This window comes from Streptomyces sp. 147326 (genome assembly GCF_045000215.1).
GTDB lineage: Bacteria > Actinomycetota > Actinomycetes > Streptomycetales > Streptomycetaceae > Streptomyces.
Map to the genome: position 1 here is coordinate 3,910,133 of NZ_CP134201.1, position 20,611 is coordinate 3,930,743.

The 20,611-nt window shown below is 72.1% G+C and carries 20 protein-coding genes; 15 read left to right on the forward strand and 5 right to left on the reverse strand.

All coding sequences use genetic code 11. The features are described 5' to 3' along the window. Positions 1-1,576: 1,576 nt before the first annotated feature. Both RIU97_RS17430 and RIU97_RS17435 read left to right on the forward strand, forming a co-directional pair. Positions 1,577-2,290, forward strand: coding sequence for an NADase-type glycan-binding domain-containing protein (locus tag RIU97_RS17430; protein ID WP_404957780.1), 714 nt, complete (start codon positions 1,577-1,579; stop codon positions 2,288-2,290). An 83-nt stretch (positions 2,291-2,373) separates the two neighbouring features. Continuing rightward, positions 2,374-2,886: a GNAT family N-acetyltransferase gene (locus RIU97_RS17435; protein WP_404957783.1), complete on the forward strand. Its 513-nt coding sequence runs from the start codon at positions 2,374-2,376 to the stop codon at positions 2,884-2,886. On the opposite strand, the gene RIU97_RS17440 is transcribed toward RIU97_RS17435, so the two are convergent. Next, positions 2,876-3,772, reverse strand: a complete 897-nt coding sequence (locus RIU97_RS17440) for an NADP-dependent oxidoreductase (RefSeq protein ID WP_404962868.1) — start codon at positions 3,770-3,772, stop codon at positions 2,876-2,878. The two genes, RIU97_RS17435 and RIU97_RS17440, sit on opposite strands and share 11 nt — an antisense overlap. A gap of 147 nt (positions 3,773-3,919) precedes the next feature. On the opposite strand from RIU97_RS17440, the gene RIU97_RS17445 reads away from it, so the two are divergent. Both RIU97_RS17445 and RIU97_RS17450 read left to right on the forward strand, forming a co-directional pair. Further along, entirely contained in the window at positions 3,920-4,339 is a 420-nt protein-coding gene (locus RIU97_RS17445) for a winged helix-turn-helix transcriptional regulator (RefSeq protein WP_404957785.1), read from the forward strand. 50 nt (positions 4,340-4,389) lie between these two features. After that, entirely contained in the window at positions 4,390-5,118 is a 729-nt protein-coding gene (locus tag RIU97_RS17450; protein ID WP_404957787.1) for a Mut7-C RNAse domain-containing protein, read from the forward strand. A gap of 53 nt (positions 5,119-5,171) precedes the next feature. On the opposite strand, the gene RIU97_RS17455 is transcribed toward RIU97_RS17450, so the two are convergent. Next, positions 5,172-5,666 carry a hypothetical protein gene (locus RIU97_RS17455; RefSeq protein ID WP_404957789.1) on the reverse strand — a complete coding sequence of 165 codons (495 nt, stop codon included), beginning with the start codon at positions 5,664-5,666 and terminating at the stop codon, positions 5,172-5,174. A 118-nt stretch (positions 5,667-5,784) separates the two neighbouring features. Between RIU97_RS17455 and RIU97_RS17460 the strand changes: the two genes are divergently transcribed. After that, positions 5,785-6,120, forward strand: a complete 336-nt coding sequence (locus RIU97_RS17460; protein ID WP_404957791.1) for a YnfA family protein — start codon at positions 5,785-5,787, stop codon at positions 6,118-6,120. A 90-nt stretch (positions 6,121-6,210) separates the two neighbouring features. Next, complete coding sequence (locus RIU97_RS17465) at positions 6,211-6,978, forward strand: SDR family oxidoreductase (protein ID WP_319725493.1); 768 nt, start codon at positions 6,211-6,213, stop codon at positions 6,976-6,978. Here the strand turns inward: RIU97_RS17465 and RIU97_RS17470 are convergent. Continuing rightward, on the reverse strand, positions 6,975-7,646 hold the full coding sequence (locus tag RIU97_RS17470) for a polysaccharide deacetylase family protein (protein ID WP_404957793.1): 672 nt from the start codon (positions 7,644-7,646) through the stop codon (positions 6,975-6,977). The genes RIU97_RS17465 and RIU97_RS17470 overlap by 4 nt on opposite strands. A 158-nt stretch (positions 7,647-7,804) precedes the next feature. On the opposite strand from RIU97_RS17470, the gene RIU97_RS17475 reads away from it, so the two are divergent. Together RIU97_RS17475 and RIU97_RS17480 are read left to right on the forward strand one after the other, a co-directional pair. Further along, positions 7,805-8,389, forward strand: a complete 585-nt coding sequence (locus RIU97_RS17475) for a Uma2 family endonuclease (RefSeq protein WP_404957795.1) — start codon at positions 7,805-7,807, stop codon at positions 8,387-8,389. 125 nt (positions 8,390-8,514) lie between these two features. After that, a complete protein-coding gene (locus RIU97_RS17480) occupies positions 8,515-9,048 on the forward strand; it encodes a hypothetical protein (protein ID WP_404957797.1) in 534 nt (177 codons plus the stop codon). A 77-nt stretch (positions 9,049-9,125) separates the two neighbouring features. Here RIU97_RS17480 and RIU97_RS17485 read toward each other — a convergent pair whose 3' ends face one another. Next, positions 9,126-10,319 carry an RtcB family protein gene (locus RIU97_RS17485; RefSeq protein WP_404957799.1) on the reverse strand — a complete coding sequence of 398 codons (1,194 nt, stop codon included), beginning with the start codon at positions 10,317-10,319 and terminating at the stop codon, positions 9,126-9,128. Positions 10,320-10,510: 191 nt separating this feature from the next. Between RIU97_RS17485 and RIU97_RS17490 the strand changes: the two genes are divergently transcribed. From RIU97_RS17490 to RIU97_RS17500, 3 genes are all read left to right on the forward strand, one after another. Next, positions 10,511-11,383, forward strand: coding sequence for a DUF3558 domain-containing protein (locus RIU97_RS17490; protein WP_404957801.1), 873 nt, complete (start codon positions 10,511-10,513; stop codon positions 11,381-11,383). Positions 11,384-11,497: 114 nt separating this feature from the next. Then, the gene (locus RIU97_RS17495; protein ID WP_404957803.1) at positions 11,498-12,268 is read left to right on the forward strand and encodes a DUF3558 family protein; all 771 of its coding nucleotides are present in this window, start codon (positions 11,498-11,500) and stop codon (positions 12,266-12,268) included. A 150-nt stretch (positions 12,269-12,418) separates the two neighbouring features. Next, positions 12,419-13,777 carry a DUF2637 domain-containing protein gene (locus RIU97_RS17500; protein WP_404957805.1) on the forward strand — a complete coding sequence of 453 codons (1,359 nt, stop codon included), beginning with the start codon at positions 12,419-12,421 and terminating at the stop codon, positions 13,775-13,777. A 79-nt stretch (positions 13,778-13,856) separates the two neighbouring features. Here RIU97_RS17500 and lysS read toward each other — a convergent pair whose 3' ends face one another. Then, entirely contained in the window at positions 13,857-15,584 is a 1,728-nt protein-coding gene (gene lysS / locus RIU97_RS17505) for a lysine--tRNA ligase (RefSeq protein ID WP_404957807.1), read from the reverse strand. A gap of 169 nt (positions 15,585-15,753) precedes the next feature. Between lysS and argS the strand changes: the two genes are divergently transcribed. From argS to RIU97_RS17525, 4 genes are all read left to right on the forward strand, one after another. Continuing rightward, positions 15,754-17,532, forward strand: a complete 1,779-nt coding sequence (gene argS / locus RIU97_RS17510) for an arginine--tRNA ligase (protein WP_404957809.1) — start codon at positions 15,754-15,756, stop codon at positions 17,530-17,532. Positions 17,533-17,682: 150 nt separating this feature from the next. Continuing rightward, positions 17,683-19,170, forward strand: a complete 1,488-nt coding sequence (locus tag RIU97_RS17515) for a hypothetical protein (protein WP_404957811.1) — start codon at positions 17,683-17,685, stop codon at positions 19,168-19,170. A gap of 86 nt (positions 19,171-19,256) precedes the next feature. Next, on the forward strand, positions 19,257-19,736 hold the full coding sequence (locus RIU97_RS17520; protein ID WP_404957813.1) for a DUF3995 domain-containing protein: 480 nt from the start codon (positions 19,257-19,259) through the stop codon (positions 19,734-19,736). Positions 19,737-19,787: 51 nt separating this feature from the next. Beyond that, on the forward strand, positions 19,788-20,585 hold the full coding sequence (locus RIU97_RS17525) for a VOC family protein (RefSeq protein ID WP_404962869.1): 798 nt from the start codon (positions 19,788-19,790) through the stop codon (positions 20,583-20,585). Positions 20,586-20,611: the final 26 nt, after the last annotated feature.

Here is a 20,611-nt window from a genome sequence, read left to right on the forward strand (position 1 = left end):
CGCCTACCTGGGCTGGTCGGACGCCACCCCCAGGCGGGGCCCGGCCGACCCGGCGCCCGCCGCGGGTTCGGTGGACGACACCCTTGAGCACCCGCCCCAGCCGGACACGACACCCCAGGATCCCCCACCCCGGGAGGCCACTGCCCGGGAAGGCACGCCCCGGGAGGCCGCGGCACAGGGGGGGACGGCCCGCGAGGCCACGGCCCCGGAACGGGCGGGCTCCCGACCGTCCGCCGGGACGGACTCGCACCCGCCCGCACCCGCCAACGCGCCGTCCCACCCGCCCGCGCCCGCCCACACGGAGCCGGCCCCGCCCGCGCCCGCGTCCGCCGAGGCGCAATCCCCCCTGCCCACACCCGCCGACGCGGATCGGCAGCCCCCCTCCGGCCCCCCCATCAGGCCCACCCCGTCAGCACCCGCCAACCCGCAGCCCGCCCCGCCCACGACGGCCGGCGCAGATCGACAGCCCCCGACCGGACCGCGTAGCGGATCCACCCCGTCCGCCCCCTCCGGGGCACAGCCCACCCCCGCCGGCCCGGAGTCGGCCCCGCCCACCCCCGCCGGCCCGGAGTCGGCCCCGCCCACGACGGCCGGCGCAGATCGACAGCCCCCGACCGGACCGCGTAGCGGATCCACCCCGTCCGCCCCCTCCGGGGCACAGCCCACCCCCGCCGGCCCGGAGTCGGCCCCGCCCACGACGGTCGGCGCACGGGCCCCCCTGCCCACACCCGCGGACACGGATCAGCGGCCCTCCGGCCCGCGCAGCGGTTCCGCCCCGTCCGCACCCTCCGACGCGCCCACGACGGCCGGCGCAGATCCGCAGCCCCCCACCGGGCCGCGCAGCGGATCCACCCCGTCCGCACCCTCCGACGGCCAGTCCGCCCCGCCCACACCCGCCACTGCGGATCGGCGACCCCTCTCCGGGCCGCGCGACGGGTCCGGCCTGTCCGCACCCTCAGGCGCACAGCTACCCCAACCCACGCCCAGCGACCCCCAGTCCACCCCGGCCGCACCCGCCAGCGCGCAGTCGCCCCGGCCCGCTCCCACCGGCACGGAACCGGCCTCGCCCGCACCGGCCGACACAGATCAGCGGTCCCCCTCCGGACCACACAGTGGGTCCACCCCGTCCGCGCCCGCCGGCGCGGAAGCACCCCAACCCACACCCCCCGGCGCGCAGTCCGCCGCCGCGCCCGCACCGGCCGGCACAGATCGGCAGCCCCCCACCGGGCCACGGGGCGGGTCCACCCCGTCCGCACCCGCCGGCGCGGGTCGGTTGCTGTCCTGGCTGCGGAGGCGGTCCACCCCGTCCACGCCCGCCGCCTCGGACTCCGGGCTGCCGGAGGGCCGGACCGGCGGCGGGGCGCGGCCCGAGCCGCAAGCGCCGCCCGTGCCCCGGCCCCCCGCGACGGCGCCCCCGGCGCGGCCCCCCGCCGCCCCGCCCGCCGCCAGGCGACCCGCCGCCCCCGAGGCCGTCGCACCGCAGGCACCCGCCACAGCACCGCAGGTACCCGCCTCCCCCCAGCCCGTCCGGCCCGCGAAGGCCGTCGCGCCGCGCCCGGTCGTGCGACCCGTCGCGGTGAGCGAAGACGTGGCCGGCGTGCCCTGCCCCGCCTGCGGCACGCCCAACCCGCCCGACCGCCGCTTCTGCCGCCGCTGCGCGGCCCCGCTGACGCCCACCACCGCACCGGCTCCCCTGCCGTGGTGGCGGACGATCTGGCCGCTGCGCCGCCGCACGCGCGCCGGCTCGGGCCGGATGGTGCGCTTCCTGGTGGTCCTGGCCGTCGTACTGGCCCTGTGCGCGGGCGGCTTCCTGCTGCTGCCGGCCGGACGGCACCTGATCGAGGACACCCGCGACAAGCTCGGCAAGGCCAAGGCGGTGACCGCCGCCCGCGTCGAGGCGAGCGCCGAGGTGCCCGGGCATCCGGTGGGCGACAGCACGGACGGGCTCAGCAACCGCTACTGGGGCGCGCCCGGCCCCAGTGCCTCGGTGACGTACACCTTCGCCAAGCCGTTCCGCCTGGTCGCCGTGATCATCACCAACGGCGCCTCGTCATCGCCCGAGGACTACGCGAAGCAGGCGCGGGCGCTCCAGATCGACTTGGAGGTGACGGCGCGGGACGGCCGGACGGTCCACAAGAAGCTCGCCCTGAGCGACAAGCCCGGCCCCCAGACGTTCCCCACCGGCATCAGCGACGCCATGACGATCCGCCTGACCCTCGACGCACCAGCCGGGTCGGCCCCGGACCGCCATCTCGCCCTGGCGGAGGTGGAGTTCTTCCAGCGGAGCTGACGAGCCGGGCGGGCCCGGCGGGCCGCCCACCAGCTCCCCGCGCGGATGCGTTCCCCACGCCCCGGCCGCATACCGTGGGTCCCATGGAGACGCGTGTGCGGCTGGAGCCGTGGGGTGACGGGGACTTCTGGCTCCTGGAGCGCAAGAACGAACCCGCGATGACCGGGCATCTCGGCGGGCCGGAGACGCCGGCGAAGCTCGCCGACCGGCAGCGCCGGTACGAGGCGCTGAGCGCGCGCGAGCCGGCCGCCGGGCGGATGTTCCGGGTCGTACTGGAACCGTCCGGCGAGACCGTCGGCAGCATCGGCTTCTGGGAGCGCGCGTGGCAGGGCGAGCCGGTGTACGAGACCGGCTGGGGCATCCTGCCCGAGTTCCAGGGGCGAGGGCTGGCGGTGGCCGCGCTGACGGAGCTCGTGGCCCACGCGCGGATCCACGGCAACCGGGCCACCCTCCACGCCTTCCCGGGCACGGACCACCCGGCGTCCAACGCGGTCGCCCGCCGGGCGGGCTTCGGGTGCCTGGGCGAGTTCCCCTTCGAGTACCCGCCGGGGGTCCCCCACCCCAGCTTCGACTGGTGCTACCGCCTCACACCGTGAGCACGATCCGCCCGCGCGTGCCCGGGGCCGCGAGCAGGGTGTGCGCCTTGACCGCCTGCGCCAGCGGAACGGTGTCCGCCACCCGAAGCGTGAGCTCGCCCGCGTCCACCAGCGACACCAGGCGGGCCAGGTGCTCCCCGTCCGGAGCGACCTCCTGCTCCACGACGCGGATCCCGCGCTCCGCCGCCGGGGCCGCGCCCGGGATCACGCCGACGTAGACCCCGCCGTCGCGGACGAATCCCAGCGCGGGCTCCCCCAGGACGGCCGTGTCCAGGACCCCGTCCACCGGCCCGGCCGGAGCCCCGCCGCGCGGGACGAAGGCGGCCGCGCCCAGGGACCGTACGAAGTCCTCGTCCCCGGCGCCCGCCAGGGCCGTCACCACCAGACCGGCCCGCGCCGCGAGCTGTACCGCCAGCCCGCCGACCACGCCTGCCGCGCCGGTGACGAGCACCGAGGCGCCCGGGGCCAGCCCCAGCAGGTCCACCGCACGGGCCGCGGTGAGCCCGGCCAGCGGCAGCCCCGCCGCGGCCACGGCGTCCACCGTGGCCGGCGCGGCCACCACGGCGCCGGCGTCGAGCACCGCGTACTCCGCGTGCGTGCCCAGCGGCTTCACCGGCCCGTAGTGCAGCCCCACGACCCGGTCGCCGCGGCTGTGGCCGGTCACGTCCGCGCCCACCTCGTCGATCTCCCCGGCCACGTCCCAGCCGAGGCCGAGCCGCTGCCCGGCGCCGCCGAAGACGCCGGCGCGGACCGCGCCGTCCACCGGGTTGACCCCGGCGGCCCGCACCCGGATCCGCACCTGGCCCGCCGCCGGCCGCGGCACCGGCACCTCGGCCAGCTCGACCCGCTCCGGCCCGCCGAACCCGTTCACCACGACCGCCAGCATCGTCCGCTCGTCACTCATGTCGCCAACTCCCCTTGTCCGTTGCCGCGTTCCCGATGACCACTAACCTAGGGAGAGGTACTCTCTTTCCGTAAGTACGCACTCCAAAGTGCGTATCCGACCCCGAAGTGACCTGACGTGAGGGACCGCATGGCCACCAGCACCGCCGCAGCCCGCCGCACAGAAGCCCGCGCCGGCTACGACGCCTTCCTCAAGGAGTGCCCCACCGGCCAGCTCCTGGCCCGCATCAGCGACAAGTGGGTCGGCCTCATCGTCAGCGCCCTCGCCCAGGCCGACGACCGGACCCTGCGCTACAGCGACCTCGGCCGCAAGATCCCCGGCGTCAGCCAGAAGATGCTCACCCAGACCCTCCGCTCCCTCGAACGCGACGGCCTCGTCAGCCGCACCGTCACCCCCACCGTCCCCGTCCGCGTCGACTACCGGCTCACCGACCTCGGCTCCAGCCTCAGCTGCCTCCTCTCCTCCGTGAAGCTCTGGGCCGAGAACCACTTCGACGAGGTCAGCGCCCACCGCGACACCTACGACCAGGCCGCCGCCACATCCGGCTGACCTCCCGAAATGGGCGGCGGCCGGCGCCCCGGAAATGGCATGCTGGCAGGGTGAACGGACCCGGCATTCAGCTCACCCTCGCCCCCGAACTGCGCCTCTTCGCCCCGCCCAGCCGGCGCGCGGAACGCGTACCGACCACGACCGACGGCGCCTCCAGCCTCGGCCACGTCGTCGAATCGGCCGGCGTCCCGCTCACCGAAGTCGGCCGACTCCTCGTCGACGGCCACGAGGTGCCCGTCTCGTACGTCCCCCAGGACGGCCAGAACGTCGAGGTGTTCGGCGTCGACCGGCCCCAACGGATCCCCGGCGCCCCGCTCCGCTTCCTCCTCGACGTCCACCTCGGCACCCTCGCCCGCCGCCTGCGCCTGCTCGGCGTCGACGCCGCCTACGAGAACGAGGACATCGGCGACCCCGCCCTCGCCACCCGCTCCGCCGCCGAGCAGCGCGTCCTGCTCTCCCGCGACCGCGGACTGCTGCGCCGCCGCGAGCTGTTCGCCGGCGCGTACGTCTACAGCGACAACCCCGACGAGCAACTGCGCGACGTCCTCGGCCGGTTCGCGCCCGTCCTCGCGCCGTGGACCCGCTGCACCGCGTGCAACGGCCCGCTCCACGAGGCCGACAAGGAGAGCGTCGGCGACCGCCTCGAACACGGCACGCACCGCTCCTACGACGTGTTCGCGCAGTGCACCGAATGCGAGCGCGTCTACTGGCGCGGAGCCCACCACGCCCGCCTGGAGCGGATCGTCGACGAGGCCCTCGTCGAATTCGGCACCACCTGACCGGGACGGGGCGGGCACGGGCACGGCGCAGCAGCCACTAGAAGCAGCAGCCACTAGAAGGCGTAAGCGTCACCCGTGTCCAGGGCCAGCACCACGCGCTCGTTGTTCACGTGGTTCCGGTCCGTCGCACCGCCGTTCCACCACGTGTCGACCCGCACCACCACCTCCGGCACCCGCTCCCGCAGCGCCAGCGCCAGCCCGATGTGCCGGCCCCGCCCGTGCAGCGGCAGCGGGCCCGTCTCGCACACCACCTCGCGCAACCCGGCCCGCGCGCAGCCCTCCGCCAGCTCCTGCCGGTCCGCGAGCTCGGCCGACAGCCGCACCCGCAGCGTCGCGTTCGCCAGCGCGGCCGGCCCGTCGTTCTCCGGGACCAGCCAGATCCGCAGGTGCGCCCCCGACAGGTGGACCCGGCCGTGGTACGCCACGTCGGCCTCCGGTCCGGCCGTAGCCGAGGCCCGCGTCGAGGCCCACCCGGGCGGCGCAGCCGCACCCGTACCCAGCGCCAGCAACCCCGCCACCACCACACTCCGTACGGCACCACGGCGCACCGCCACCACCTCCTCGCGCGGAGGCTAGCCAGCGGCAGCCACGGCCGATCGGACCATCACACGAATGAGGGCGGGCCGTACCCCCATCTGCCCCAGCCGCCCTCGTACGCTTCCAGCCATGCTGATCGCACGCTCCGCCGCACTCTTCGCCCTCGCCGCCCTCCTGGAGATCGGCGGCGCCTGGCTCGTCTGGCAGGGCCTCCGCGAGCACAAGGGCTGGGCCTGGATCGGCGCCGGAGTGATCGCCCTCGGCCTCTACGGCTTCGCCGCCACCCTCCAGCCCCAGGGCGACTTCGCCCGCGTCCTCGCCGCCTACGGCGGAGTCTTCGTCGCCGGATCCCTCCTCTGGGGCGTCGTCGCCGACGGCTACCGCCCCGACCGCTGGGACGTCATCGGGGCCCTCGTCTGCCTCGCCGGCACGGCCGTGATCATGTACGCCCCGCGCGGGCGCTGAGCCGGCGGCCCGCCGGGGCCGCCGGGCCACGCCTATGCTGGCGGGTAATCGCCCGTATGAACGACCTACGCACGACCGAGGAGCCCGTAGATGAGCACGGCACCGGCCACCCGAACCGCCGTAGTCACCGGCGCGAGCAGCGGGATCGGGGCGGCCACCGCCCGGCAGCTCGCCGCCGCCGGCTACCACGTCGTCCTCACGGCCCGCCGCAAGGACCGCATCGAGGCCCTCGCCGCCGAGCTCACCGACGCCGGCCACTCCGCGGCCGCCCACGCCCTCGACGTCACCGACCGCGCCGCCGTCGACGCCCTCGCCGCCTCCCTCGACCGCTGCGACGTGCTCGTCAACAACGCGGGCGGCGCCATCGGAGCCGAGCCCGTCGCCACCGGCGACCCCGCCGACTGGCGCACGATGTACGAGGTCAACGTCATCGGCACCCTCAACGTCACCCAGGCCCTGCTCCCCGCCCTCACCGCCTCCGGCGACGGCACGGTCGTCGTCCTCTCCTCCACCGCCGGCCACTCCACGTACGAGGGCGGCGCCGGCTACGTCGCGGCCAAGAACGGCGCCCGCGTCCTCGCCGAGACCCTCCGCCTGGAGATCGTCGGCCAGCCCGTACGCGTCATCGAGATCGCCCCCGGCATGGTCAAGACGGAGGAGTTCGCGAAGACCCGCTTCCGCGGCGACGCCGAAAAGGCCGAAAAGGTCTACGCGGGCGTCGCCGAACCCCTCTCCGCCGACGACGTGGCCGACACCATCACCTGGGCGGTGACCCGCCCCAGCCACGTCAACATCGACCTCCTCGTGGTCCGCCCCCGCGCCCAGGCCTCGAACACGAAGGTCCACCGCGAGCTCTAGAGGACTCCCGCCGCCCTCAGGTGCGGCATCAGGGCCGCGGGCTTCAGCCCCGCGGCCCTGGCCGCGCCCAGCGCGCGCTCCAGGTCCGCCGCCAGCGTCGGCGTGAAGTGCAGCAGCACGATGTCCCCGGCCTCCAGCCGCGGCGTGGGGGGCGTCTCGCCCCAGGTGGTGAAGTCGTGCGTCCACGTGACGACCGCCTTCACCCCGCACGCCTTGGCCGCGACCCGCACCTCGTCGTTCACGGCCCCGTAGGGCGGCCTCAGCAGCTTCGGCGCCCGCCCGAAGTCCGCCTCGATCCGCTCCCCGGCCCCACACACCTCGGCGTCCTTCCCGACCGCGTCAAGCGTCGTGAGATCCGGATGGCTGACGGTGTGGTTCTCCACACCCGCCCGCCCCTCCTCCACGAGCCGGGTGAAGTACCCGGTGTCGTACGAGGTCGCCCCGGGCAGCAGGAACAACGACACCGGCACCCGCTTCTCCAGCAGGATCCGGGCCGCCTCCGGATCGTGGTTCCACCCGTCGTCGATCGTGATGAAGACGACCTTCTCCTGCGTCGGCACATGCGCCACGACAGCCGGCAACCCCACCCCCGCCTGCGCGGACCCGGCGGCCCCCAGAGCGAGCGACAACGCCGCGACCGCGGCCGGAACCACACGAGATCTCCCCATGCCGCACACCCTGGTCTAGACCAACTCGACCGTCAACCCTCCTGCCGCAAGCGGAAGTTGACGACCCGCGCACCCCAGGTCCGTATGGGTGAATCCGCGCGAAATGTCAGCGGGCGCGGCTACCCTCCGAAAGCGTGAGCCACGAAAGGGAGGAAGCTATGGCCGTGATACAGCACGAGACCACGATCGCGGAGGCCGCCGATCGACTCTCCAGGGAGCTTCCCGGGCACCGAGTGGAAATTCTCCAGGGGAGGCTCACCGTGACACCACCTGCCGACGGGCGGCACGCCGAATCCTTGACCTGGCTCATCGAGGAGCTCTTCACGGCCGGGGCCCGACAGGCGGGCCTCAAATACCTCCAGGGAATCGGCCTGTGGCTGCCGTCGGGACCGACCGACTTCGCGATTCCGGACCTCTCGCTCGTCGAGTCCGACTACCGAGATGCGCACGTCGAGAAGAACTGCTTCGCGCCCCACATCTTCCGCATGGTCGTGGAGGTCACCTCGTCCAACTGGTCCGACGACCTCGGCACCAAGGTCGACTGTTACGCCCAGGCCGGCATCCCGATCTACCTGGTCGCCGACCGACGCCACGACGAGGCCGTGCTCCACACCGACCCCCGCGGCGGCGAATACCGTTCCCGCAAGGCGTTCAAGCGCGGCACGTCCGTCCCCCTCCCCGAATCCATCGGCATCACCCTCGAACTCCCCGTGGACCGCCTCCTCGACGGGGACGAGGACTGAGCCCCTTCCAGGCCATGTGACATACCCCGTACTACAGCTCCATCACGGAGCGCACCCGGACAACCAACTTCGCCGCGTCTCACAACTCGGCGACGTGGAGTCTCTGCTCGCTCGAAGCCCGGAGCGTGCTCAACGAACTCGGAATTCCCTATGGGCGCAAGTCCATGACGATCAAGCCGCCCCGTGGGGAGTTCTCCCGCCGCGACTACCTTCGCGGCGTCATCGACGCCGATGGCTCCGTCGGCTACACGGGCCAGGGCCTTCCGTTCGTCTCGCTCACCACCGCCAGCACGGCAGTAGGCGCCTACCTGTGCCACTTCGCCAAGAAGGTCACCGGGGCGGAGCGCACCATCAAGCGCAACGCCAGGGACGGCATCTACAACATCCTCTACACCAAAAAACCGGCGATGGAGCTGGCCGCGCACCTGTACTACGACGGCTGCCTGGGCCTGGAGCGCAAGAAGGCCAAGGCCGTCGAAATCCGCAGCTGGGTCCGGCCGGTGGACATGCGGATCGCCCCGCCCCGCCGCCGCTGGACCCCGAAGGACGACGAGACCCTTCTGCGGTTGAACGACCCCGCGGCAGCCGGAATCGCCCTCGACCGGACCGAACAGAGTTGCGCCATGCGCCTCTGGCGCCTGCGCACCGGCAGGGTCTGAGGAATAGACGCGGGGGAGCCCGGACCGATCACGATCGGTCCGGGCTCCCCCGCTCCTCCGACAGCCGCACCCAGGCGTCAGCCCTTGATGCAGACGACCTGCCTCAGCTTGGCCACGACCTCCACCAGGTCGCGCTGCTGCTCCATGACCTGCTCGATCGGCTTGTACGCCGCCGGAATCTCGTCCACGACGCCGGAGTCCTTGCGGCACTCGACACCACGGGTCTGCTCCACCAGGTCCCGCGCGGAGAACCGCTTTTTCGCCGCCGTACGGCTCATCCTCCGGCCCGCGCCGTGCGAGGCGGAGTTGAACGCGGCCGTGTTGCCGAGGCCCTTCACGATGTACGTGCCGGTCGCCATCGAGCCGGGGATGATCCCGTAGTCACCGCTCCCGGCGCGGATCGCACCCTTGCGCGTGACCAGCAGGTCCATGCCGTCGTACCGCTCCTCCGCCACGTAGTTGTGGTGGCAGCTGATCTCCTGGTCGAAGGAGACCTTCGCCTTCCGGAATTCCCTGCGCAGGACCTCCTTGAACAGGCTCATCATCACGGCGCGGTTGTACTTGGCGTACTCCTGCGCCCAGTAGAGGTCGTGCCGGTACGCAGCCATCTCCGGAGTTGCCGCAAGGAACACTGCGAGATCCCGGTCAATCAGCCCCTGGTTGTGCGAGAGACTCCGCGCGATACCGATGTGGTGCTCGGCCAGCTGGTTGCCGATGCCCCGTGATCCCGAGTGCAGTGTCAGCCACACCGCTCCCTCGTCATCGACATTCAGTTCGATATGATGATTCCCGGATCCGAGCGTTCCGGTTTGCCGCATCGCCCGGTCCCGCCGGAACTTCACCGCATCCGCGAGGTAGTCGAAGCGCTCCCACAGATCACCGAAGCCCGCCTCCGTGAACCCGTACAACCGCGCCGGATCCACCGCCTCGCGGTGCATCCCGGCCCCCACCGGGATCGCCTGCTCGATCTTCGAGCGGAGCTTGGACAGGTCCCCCGGCAGGTCGTTCGCCGTCAGGGACGTCTTCACCGCCGACATGCCGCAGCCGATGTCCACGCCCACCGCCGCCGGACAGACCGCGTCCTTCATGGCGATCACCGAGCCGACGGTGGCGCCCTTGCCGTAGTGGACGTCCGGCATGACGGCCAGGCCCTTGATCCACGGGAGGGTGGCGACGTTGCGCAGCTGCTGCATCGCGCCGTCCTCGACCGACGCCGGGTCGGTCCACATCCGGATGGGGACGTTCGCCCCGGGTACCTCTACATACGACATACGGAATCAATCCCCCGAAAACCACAGAAAAGTCAGATTGCGCAAAAAGCCTCGCTCTTGATCCCAAATACGACAGGGGACCGGCGCCAGCACCAGCGTGTGCGATAGACATTGTGTCCAGCCGTGACCAAGTAGCGGCAACGCATTTTCCTGACCGACGGGGGCCCGCCGGTCGAAGGGAGCCAGTGGACGTGCAGCGCAAGGCGGTACGGCGAGGGTCGCGGATCCTGCCAGGCATCGCGGTGCTCACCGCGCTCGCGGCCGGCGCGCTCGGTCTGACCGGGTGCACCGGCGGGAGCAGCGGCGGCGGCACCAGCGACTCGAAGGCCGGCGGCAACCCCGCCGCGCCCGCCCAGCCGGGGAAGTACCGCAGTCTGCCCGCGCCCTGCAAGGCCGGTGTCGACAGCAAGAAGCTCAAGGCGATGCTGCCGGCCGGCGACAGCCTGACCCCCGAGCAGCGCGACCAGCTGTACGCCGGCGTCGCGGACGCCTCGTACGACGGCGACCGGCACGTCGGCTGCCGCTGGACCGCGCAGACGCCGGAGGAGACGCGGCTGCTGTCGGTCGGCTTCGAGCGCGTGGTCTCGTACGACCGGACCGCCACCAGCGACGACGACAAGGCGAAGCAGGTCTACGTACGCCTGCTCACCGACGCGAAACTTCCCTTCCCCGGCCCGGCCACGAGCCCGACTCCCTCGGCTCCCGCCGCTCCCGCCGCTCCCACGCCCACGGTCTCCGCCACGCCCGGGGCCACGCCCTCCGCCGGAGCGCCGTCCCCCGGAGCGCCGTCCCCCGGCGGGAGCCCGTCCGCGCCGGTCGAGCTCGGCTCCCGCGTCCTGGACGGCCTCGGCGGCCAGGCCTTCATCGAGGACAAGCTGAGTCCCGCCGGGGCCACCGCCGCGCAGGCGCGCACCGTGCGGATTGTGTTCCGTACCTCGAATGTCATCGTCAAGGTCGAGTACAGCGTGCAGCCGTCCCTGCCCGGCACGGTCCCGCCGAGTGCGGAAACCCAGGACAGGGCACAGCAGTTGGCGCAGGCCCTGGTGGAGCGTTTCAACGAGTGAACGGCGCCCGCCGCGGCCGGGCGTGACGCCGCGCACAGCAGGCGGGCACCCGCTCCGGCTACCGTTGCCCGGGTCCCGCGTCCGAAGATGACCCTCACACGCACTGAAGGAACCATGCACCGATCAGCCTCGCGCCTCACCCGCGTTCTCGCCTGCGCAGCCGTCCCGGTGATCCTCACCGTCGCCGGGTGCTCGTCCGACTCGGGCAAGGACTCGGGCTCGAACGGCGGCAAGAAGTCCACGGCCTCCTCGTCGGCCAAGCCCAACGCGAAGTCCTCCCCCGAGCTGGAGAAGGCGGCGTACGCCACGCTTCCGGACCCCTGCAAGGCGCTCCAGACGGCGACGATAGACACGGTCGTTCCGGAGGCGAAGGACAAGAACGGTACGGCGGCCAAGTCGAACGACCTGGCCAGCCGTGCCAGCTGCTCCTGGAACGGCCTGGACTCGGACGGTCTGAAGGGCTCGCAGTACCGCTGGCTGTCGCTCTCCTTCTTCCGCGCCGACTCGCACGCCTCGCTCGGCAGCGCCAACAAGCGCGCCGAGGAGGAGTACAACAAGCAGGTCGAGAAGGCGAAGGTGACCGAGGGCGCGCAGAACCTGAAGCCCGAGGCCACGGAGGGGATCGGCGACCAGGGGACGTCGGTCGTCTACAGCGTCAAGAAGGACGTCGACTTCTTCAACACGACGATCGTGGCGCGCACCCAGAACGTGGTGGTCACGCTCGACTACAACGGTGCCGCGTACGAGGGTGCCGGTGCTCCGGACCAGGCGAAGCTGCTCCAGGACGCCGTCGCGGCGGCCAAGGAGGCCGTGGCCTCGGTCGACGCCGCCAACAAGCAGCAGGCGGAGCAGCCGCAGTCGCAGTCGCCGCAGCCCCAGCAGTAACCGCAGCCCCGGCAACAGTGGTGGTGGCGGGGCGGGGCCTCCTGGGGCACTGACATCCAGTCACCCGTACGCTGTGCCTGCCGCAGCTCGGTAAAGGCTCGGTAAGTGCTCAGCGCTCGGTATGTGCTCGACAAGGGGAGGGGATCGCGGGTGGCCGCGATGCAGCTGACTCGTACGCACCGGATACTCATCGGCGTCGTGGTCGCGGGAGCCGTGGTCATCGCGGGGATCGGCTTCGCGGGCTCGTACGCCGCGGTGCGCACGCTCGCCCAGCAGAAAGGCTTCGGCAGCTTCTCGCTGGTGTTCCCGATCGGTATCGACGCGGGCATCTGCGTGCTGCTCGCGCTGGACCTGCTGCTGACGTGGCTCCGCATCCCCTTCCCGCTGCTGCGCCAGACGGCGTGGCTGCTGACGGCGGCGACGATCGCCTTCAACGGTGCGGCTTCCTGGCCGGACCCGCTGGGTGTCGGCATGCACGCCGTGATCCCGATCCTGTTCGTGGTGACGGTGGAGGCGGCCCGGCACGCGGTGGGCCGGATCGCGGACATCACCGCGGACCGGCACATGGAGGGCGTGCGGATCACGCGGTGGCTGCTGTCGCCGATACCCACGTTCAAACTGTGGCGCCGGATGAAGCTGTGGGAGCTTCGCTCCTACGAGCAGGCGGTCGGCATGGAGCAGGACCGGCTGATCTACCAGGCCCGCCTGCAGGCGCGGTACGGGCGTTCCTGGCGGCGGAAGGCTCCGGTGGAGGCGCTGATGCCGCTGAAGCTGGCCCGGATCGGTGTGCCGCTCAAGGAGACGGCGCCTGAGGCGCTGGCGGTGACGGGCATCGAGCCGGCGGTGCTGCCCCCGCTGGATCAGCAGGGTGCGGCGGGTGCGCCGGCCCTGGTGGCCGGGGCGGGCGCGGTGGGCGCTCCGGGGCTCGCCCAGCAGGCGGAGCAGGCCCGGCAGGCCGCCGAGGCGGCGCAGGGTGTGGGTGCGGTCCCGGGTGCGCCCGCCGTGACGCACGGCCCACCGCCGTTCGCGGTGGAGCCGACGGCGATGCCGGCGGCGCACAACAGTGCGTGGTTCGCCGCGCCGAAGGCTCCGCAGGCGGCGTACGAGGGCGGCTACAACCCCCAGTACGTCGAGGGGCTGGAGCCGACTCCGGTCCTGCCCCCGATGGGGCCGGAGGAGCAGCAGCCGGTGCAGCAGGACCTTCCGATCCCGGCGCCCCGCCAGGAGGAGGGCCTCCAGGGCCTCCAGGGCTCCCAGGCCGCCGAGGCGCAGCAGGGCCCGGAGGAGGGCCCGGTGACGCCCGACGAGGCCGAGTTCGCCGAGGTCGCGTACAAGGTGTTCTGCGCACTGGTCGAGGAGACGCAGACCTACCCGTCCGTCGAGGTTCTCGACATAACGCTCTCGGACCGCTTCGGCATGACGCACCCGCGCAGCGGTACGCTCCTGCGCCGGCTGATCCCGTCGTTCCGGCAGCAGCACCACAAGGACCGGGAGTCCGAGCCCGCGTAGCGGCAGGCCGGTGGCAACATGCGGAAGGGCCCGCACCCCTCGGGGTGCGGGCCCTTCCGCATGTGTGCGGAGCCGGGGCTCAGACGGCGAGCAGCTTGCGCACCCGGTCCGCGCCCACCGCCAGCAGCAGGGTGGGCAGTCGGGGCCCGGTCTCCCGGGTCACGAGGAGCCGGTACAGCAGCGCGAAGAACGTCCGCTGGGCGACCTTGAGCTCGGGGGTCGGCTTGGCGTCGGGCTCCAGCCCGGCCATGACCTTCGGGACGCCGTAGACGAGCGTGGTCAGTCCGTCGAGGGACCAGTGGGAGTCGAGGCCCTCCAGCAGCAGCCGCAGCGATTCGCGGCCCTCGTCGTCCAGGGACGACAGCAGCTCGGTGTCGGGCTCCTCGCGTACGAGGGTGCGCTGGTCGGCCGGGACCTGGGTGGTGATCCAGTTCTCGGCGCGGTCCAGGCGCGGCCGTACCTCGTCGAGCGAGGTGAGCGGCTGCGACGGGTCGAGGTCCGTCAGGATGCGCAGGGTCTGCTCGTCGTGTCCGGCGGTGATGTCGACGACGGACGCGAGCGTCCGGTACGGCATCGGCCGCGGGGTGCGCGGCAGCTCGGCGGCGGCGGTGCGGACGGCGCGGGTGTGCGCGGCGGCGTCGGCGGGCAGGACGGAGCCGTCGGCGACCTTGGCCTCCAGCTTGTCCCACTCGTCGTAGAGCCGCTGGATCTCCTGGTCGAAGGCGATCTTGAAGGACTGGTTGGGGCGGCGGCGCGCGTACAGCCAGCGCAGCAGCTGCGGCTCCATGATCTTCAGCGCGTCGGCCGGGGTGGGGACCCCGCCCTTGCTGGAGGACATCTTGGCCATGCCGCTGATGCCGACGAACGCGTACATCGGTCCGATCGGCTGCTCGCCGCCGAAGATGTGCACGATCTGGCCGCCGACCTGGAAGGACGAGCCGGGCGAGGAGTGGTCGACGCCGGAGGGCTCGAAGATGACGCCCTCGTAGGCCCAGCGCATGGGCCAGTCGACCTTCCAGACGAGCTTGCCGCGGTTGAACTCGCTGAGCTTGACCGTCTCGGTGAACTCGTCCTCGGTGCAGACGTAGGTCATCTCGGTGGTCTCGTCGTCGTACGAGGTGACCTTGGTGAAGTCCTTGCCGCACTCGCCGCAGTACGGCTTGTACGGGAAGTACCCGCCCTCGCCGGTGCTGCCGTCGTCCTCGGCGGCCGCTCCGGAGCCCTCGGCGGCCTCCAGCTCGGCCTCGTCGACCTGCTTCTGCTGGGGCTTCTTGCCGCCCGGCTTCTGCTTGGTGCGGTACCGCTCGAGGACCGCGTCGATGTCGCCGCGGTGCTTCATCGCGAACAGGACCTGCTCGCGGTAGACACCGGTGGTGTACTGCTCGGTCTGGCTGATGGGGTCGTACTCGACACCCATCTCGGCCAGTGCCTCGACGAAGACGGCCTTGAAGTGCTCGGCCCAGTTCGGGTACGCGGAGCCGGCCGGCGCGGGCACGGCGGTCAGCGGGCGCCCGATGTGCTGGGCCCACGTCTCGTCGATGCCGGGCACGCCCGCCGGGACCTTCCGGTACCGGTCGTAGTCGTCCCACGAGATGAGGTGGCGGACCTCGTAGCCGCGGCGGCGGATCTCGTCCGCGACCAGGTGCGGGGTCATGACCTCGCGGAGGTTGCCCAGGTGGATCGGCCCGGAGGGGGAGAGTCCGGACGCGACGACGACAGGTTTGCCGGGTGCTCGGCGCTCCGCCTCGGCGATGACCTCGTCCGCGAAACGGGAGACCCAGTCGGTCTCGGTGCTGCTCTGAGCCACGACACGTCCTTCTATCTCGAATGCTGGCTTCAGCCATTCTCCCAGACGTGACGGGCCACTCCGGGGTTGCTTTTCCAACGGGAAACGGGTTGCCCCCGCGTGGGATACTCAGCTCTTGTCGGAACAACCAAGTGCACCCACCGGCACACCCTCACAGGAACGGCAGCTCATGGCCTCGGTCCCTTCCCTCGCTTCTTCCGTCAATCAGCGCGTCGCGGACGCCCTCGCCTCCGCCCTGCCGGAGGCCGGTGCCGCCGACCCGCTGCTGCGACGAAGCGACCGGGCCGACTTCCAGGCCAACGGCATCCTGGCGCTCGCGAAGAAGGCGAAGGCCAACCCGCGCGAGCTGGCGACGACCGTGGTCGAGGGCATCCCGACCGGTGACCTGATCCAGGAGATCGAGGTCTCGGGCCCCGGCTTCCTCAACATCACCATCACCGACAAGGCGATCATCGAGACCCTGGCGGCGCGTGCCCTCGACGACCGGCTCGGCGTCCCGCTCGCGGCGAACCCGGGCACCACGGTGATCGACTACGCGCAGCCGAACGTCGCCAAGGAGATGCACGTCGGGCACCTGCGCTCGGCCGTGATCGGCGCGGCGATGGTGGAGATCCTGGAGTTCACGGGCGAGAAGGTGGTCCGTCGCCACCACATCGGCGACTGGGGCACCCAGTTCGGCATGCTCATCCAGTACCTGCTGGAGCACCCGCACGAGCTGGACCACAAGTCGGACGAGGAGGTCTCCGGCGAGGAGGCCATGTCCAACCTCAACCGCCTCTACAAGGCCTCGCGCGCCCTCTTCGACTCCGACGAGGAGTTCAAGACGCGGGCCCGGGCCCGGGTGGTGGACCTCCAGGCGGGCGACCCGGAGACCCTCGCCCTCTGGCAGCGGTTCGTGGACGAGTCGAAGATCTACTTCTACTCCGTCTTCAACAAGCTGGACATGGACATCCAGGACCCCGACGTGGTCGGCGAGTCCGGCTACAACGACATGCTGGTGGAGACCTGCAAGCTGCTGGAGGAGTCGGGCGTCGCCGTCCGCTCCAACGGCGCGCTCTGCGTGTTCTTCGACGACGTCAAGGGCCCGGACGGCAACCCGACCCCGCTGATCGTGCAGAAGTCGGACGGCGGCTTCGGCTACGCGGCGACCGACCTGTCGGCGATCCGCGACCGCGTGGGCAACCTGGGCGCGACCGAGCTGATCTACGTGGTCGACGCGCGGCAGTCCCTGCACTTCAAGATGGTCTTCGAGACGGCCCGCCGCGCGGGCTGGCTGAACGACGAGGTCAAGGCCGTGCAGCTGGCCTTCGGCACGGTCCTCGGCAAGGACGGCAAGCCGTTCAAGACCCGTGAGGGCGAGACGGTCCGGCTGGTGGACCTGCTGGACGAGGCCGTCGACCGCGCCACGGCCGTGGTGCGGGAGAAGGCCGAGAAGGTCGGTCTGACCGAGGCGGAGATCGTCGAGAACGGCCAGTACGTGGGCATCGGCGCGGTCAAGTACGCCGACCTGTCCACCTCGGCCGCGCGGGACTACAAGTTCGACCTGGACCAGATGGTCTCGCTGACCGGTGACACGTCCGTGTACCTCCAGTACGCGTACGCCCGGATCAAGTCGATCCTCCGCAAGTCGGGCGAGGCGGGCGACCGCAAGCCGGTCGCGCACCCGGAGCTGGAGCTGGCGCCGGCCGAGCGCGCGCTGGGCCTGCACCTGGACCACTTCGGCGAGCTCATCGCCGAGGCGGCCGCGGAGCACGCCCCGCACAAGGTGGCCGCGTACCTCTACCAGCTGTCCTCGCTGTTCGCGACGTTCTACGAGCAGTGCCCGGTTGTGAAGCCCGAGCCCGAGCTCGTCGTCGGCGAGAACCGCCTGTTCCTGTGCGACCTGACGGCCCGCACGCTGACCAAGGGCATGTCCCTCCTCGGGATCCGGACGCCCGAGAAGCTCTGACATCCGGACTCCGGACAGAACGCACCAAAGGTCAACGACCCCGGCAGCCGCTGCCGGGGTCGTTGGCGTTTCGTGATGTTTAAGCCATCAACTTTCCCGCCACCCCCATTAATCTGATCATGTTCAAAAGAAGATGTATGGGGGAAACAAATGAAGAAGATCAAGCGCATGGCCGCGGTCGCCGCGGTCGCCGTGGCCGGACCGACCATCCTGACCGCCACGCCCGCCATGGCAGCCGACCAGCCGGCCGTGATCGTTCCTGACGTGGCGCCGAAGGACGACGCCACCGCCGACGCCGGCGCGCCGACCACGCCCGTCGCCGAGAAGCCCGCCGCGGACAAGCCGGTCGCCGAGAAGCCCGCGCCGGTCGCGGAGAAGCCGGCGCCCGTCGTCGAGTCGCCCGCGCCGACCGCCCCGGCCCCGGCGCCCGCCGAGCAGCCCGCGAAGGACGCCAAGCCCGCCGCGGACAAGCAGCACGCCGATTCCGACGGCATCATGATGGGCCCCGACGTCACCGTCGCGGGCATCCCGAAGAACGGCTTCAAGCCGGGCGGCGACTGGACCCAGCTGAAGGTGTCGGTCGACAACTCGGGCGGCGACTGGGTCAACGGACTCCAGCCCCGCCTCTCGGTCGACAAGGCCGGCGGCAAGCTGAAGGCCGGCCACTACGAGATCGAGTCGCGCATCGTCCGCACGGACGGCAGCAGCTACTGGTGGCCCGCCACGGCGCTCGACCACGAAACCGACGCCACCAGCATGAGCGACTACTTCATCGGCACCGTCGGCACCCTCGACCGCGGCGCGAGCTACGACATCGACGTGCGGATCCGCTTCACCGCGGACGCCCCGCGCATCAACTTCGACATGGCCTCCGACGCCGTGAGCATCAGCGCCGACGGCTGGAAGTACGGCCCCAGCAGCTGGTACGACGCCAAGATCGAAGGCGCCGAGGACGGCGAAGAGGACCCGTTCGTCGAGGGCCCCGCGCTCGCGGTGAACGGCGTACCGGAGACCGTCAAGGCCGGCGGCGACTGGACCAACCTGTCCGTCCGCGTCGACAACTCCGGCAAGAGGGCCCTGGACGGCTTCGACGTCGGCCTGGTCCTGGCCCGGCCGGACTGGGTCCCGATGAAGGGCTCCCAGGTCAAGGTCGAGGTCCTGAGCAAGGACAAGAACGGCAAGGCCGGCTGGCACGAGGCCGAGATCCGGTCCGAGGAGGAGGGCGTGTTCCTCGGGGTCGACCTCGCGGGCGGCCCCGTCGCGGACGGCCAGAGCTTCGACATCCAGGTCCGCATCCGCCTGACGGCCGACGCGCCGCTCGGCGACCTGCGCATCTCCTCCTGGGGCTCTTCCCAGGTCGGCCCGGACACCCCGACGCCGTGGGCGCACTCGTACTCCAAGGCCCGCCTGACGAAGATCGTCGCCGCCGACCCGGCCACCGGTGACAACGGCAACCAGCCGAAGCCGAACGGCGGCTCCAAGCCGATCGTCGACAACACCAAGGGCACCGGCGGCGAACTCGCCGCCACCGGCGCCGACGCGGCCACCACCTGGGCCCTCGGCGGCGCGGGCGTGGCCCTCGCCATGGGCGCCGCCCTGGTCGCGGGCACCGGCCGCCGCCGCCGCGCCACCGCCTGAGCCGACAGCTCGGATCCGGTCGCCACCTCGGCCGCGTGACGGGGCCCACAGGGAATGTTCTCCCTGTGGGCCCCCTCTTTCGAGGCATGAAGACCGAGACCACCACCCGGCGCCGCGCCGGACACGCCGTCGCCGCCCTCCTCGCCGCCGACGGACTGCTCCACCTGTACTGGGCCACCGGCGCGACCTGGCCCGCCGCCGACGAGCGGGCGCTGTCCCTGGCCGTCCTCGGCTTGGAGACCTCCTTCGGGCCCCAAGTGGTGCTGCCGCTGGCCGCCGTGACCCTGGCGGGCGCCACCGCGGTCCTGGCCCACTCCCGCGGCCGCGGCGGCCGCATCACGCGGGCCGTCACCGCCGCCGTCGCCACCGGACTGGCCGTACGGGGCCTCGCGGGCCTCGGCTGGGCCGCCGGACTCCTCGACAGCCCGGCCGGCAGCCCCTTCCACACCCTCAATCTCGCGCTGTACACCCCCGCTTGCCTGGTCTTCGGCTGGGCGGCCGCCCGGCTCGCACTCACGCCCGCCGTTCACCCGAACGGCCCGATTGCGTCCGTGCACCCCGGGTAGGGGACGGCCCGTCCTTCCCCCACCCGACCACCGGAGGCCTCCGTGCCCGACATGAACGGCCCCTACAAGCCCGGCACCCCCTGCTGGATCGACCTGATGGTCCCCGACCAGCAGACGGCCCTGGACTTCTACAAGGAACTCTTCGGCTGGCAGGGCGAGATCGGCCCGGCCGAACAGGGCGGCTACTCCGTCTGCACCCTCAAGGGCAAGCCGGTCGCCGGCATCATGAAGGCGAGCAACCCGGACGGCACCGTCCCGGACCCGATGCCGCCGACCGCGTGGACCACGTACCTGGCCACCGACTCCCTCGACTCCACCCTCAAGTCGGTCACCGACGCCGGCGGCTCGGTGATGATGGGCGCGATGGACGTCATGGACCTCGGCCGGATGGCCGTGATCACCGACCCCACCGGCGCCGCCGTCGGCCTGTGGCAGGCCGGCACCTTCGACGGCGCCGGCATCGTCAACGAGCACGGCGCCCTCATCTGGAACGAGCTGAACACCCCCGACGTCCCCGCCGCGGCCGCCTTCTACACCGCCATCCTGCCCGTCACCACGGCCCGGTCCACGATGCCGGACGCCGGGGACTACACCGAGTTCAAGGTGAACGACCGCGCGGTCGGCGGAATGATGGACCTGGCCAAGCTGCCGGCCGGGGTGCCGCCGCACTGGATGCCGTACTTCCACGTGGACAGCGTCGACGAGATCCAGGCCGCCGCCGTACGGTCCGGAGGCAGCGTCATGGCCCCGGCCTTCGACATGGTGGCGGGCCGGATGGCCGTCCTCGCCGACCCCCAGGGCGGCGTCTTCTCGGTGATCACGGCGACCGCCCCGGAGCAGGTCGGCTGAGCTGACCTGATGTCACCCGGCGCACG

Bases quoted from the DNA above. Each gene is read 5' to 3' on its own strand.
- RIU97_RS17435 (WP_404957783.1), top strand. From the start codon at position 2,374: ATGGAGACGCGTGTGCGGCTGGAGCCGTGGGGTGACGGGGACTTCTGG.
- RIU97_RS17470 (WP_404957793.1), bottom strand. From the start codon at position 7,646: ATGGGGAGATCTCGTGTGGTTCCGGCCGCGGTCGCGGCGTTGTCGCTC.
- RIU97_RS17440 (WP_404962868.1), bottom strand. From the start codon at position 3,772: ATGCTGGCGGTCGTGGTGAACGGGTTCGGCGGGCCGGAGCGGGTCGAG.
- RIU97_RS17520 (WP_404957813.1), top strand. From the start codon at position 19,257: ATGAAGACCGAGACCACCACCCGGCGCCGCGCCGGACACGCCGTCGCC.
- RIU97_RS17485 (WP_404957799.1), bottom strand. From the start codon at position 10,319: ATGTCGTATGTAGAGGTACCCGGGGCGAACGTCCCCATCCGGATGTGG.
- RIU97_RS17515 (WP_404957811.1), top strand. From the start codon at position 17,683: ATGAAGAAGATCAAGCGCATGGCCGCGGTCGCCGCGGTCGCCGTGGCC.
- RIU97_RS17495 (WP_404957803.1), top strand. From the start codon at position 11,498: ATGCACCGATCAGCCTCGCGCCTCACCCGCGTTCTCGCCTGCGCAGCC.
- argS (WP_404957809.1), top strand. From the start codon at position 15,754: ATGGCCTCGGTCCCTTCCCTCGCTTCTTCCGTCAATCAGCGCGTCGCG.
- RIU97_RS17460 (WP_404957791.1), top strand. From the start codon at position 5,785: ATGCTGATCGCACGCTCCGCCGCACTCTTCGCCCTCGCCGCCCTCCTG.
- RIU97_RS17445 (WP_404957785.1), top strand. From the start codon at position 3,920: ATGGCCACCAGCACCGCCGCAGCCCGCCGCACAGAAGCCCGCGCCGGC.
- RIU97_RS17475 (WP_404957795.1), top strand. From the start codon at position 7,805: ATGGCCGTGATACAGCACGAGACCACGATCGCGGAGGCCGCCGATCGA.
- RIU97_RS17465 (WP_319725493.1), top strand. From the start codon at position 6,211: ATGAGCACGGCACCGGCCACCCGAACCGCCGTAGTCACCGGCGCGAGC.
- RIU97_RS17525 (WP_404962869.1), top strand. From the start codon at position 19,788: ATGAACGGCCCCTACAAGCCCGGCACCCCCTGCTGGATCGACCTGATG.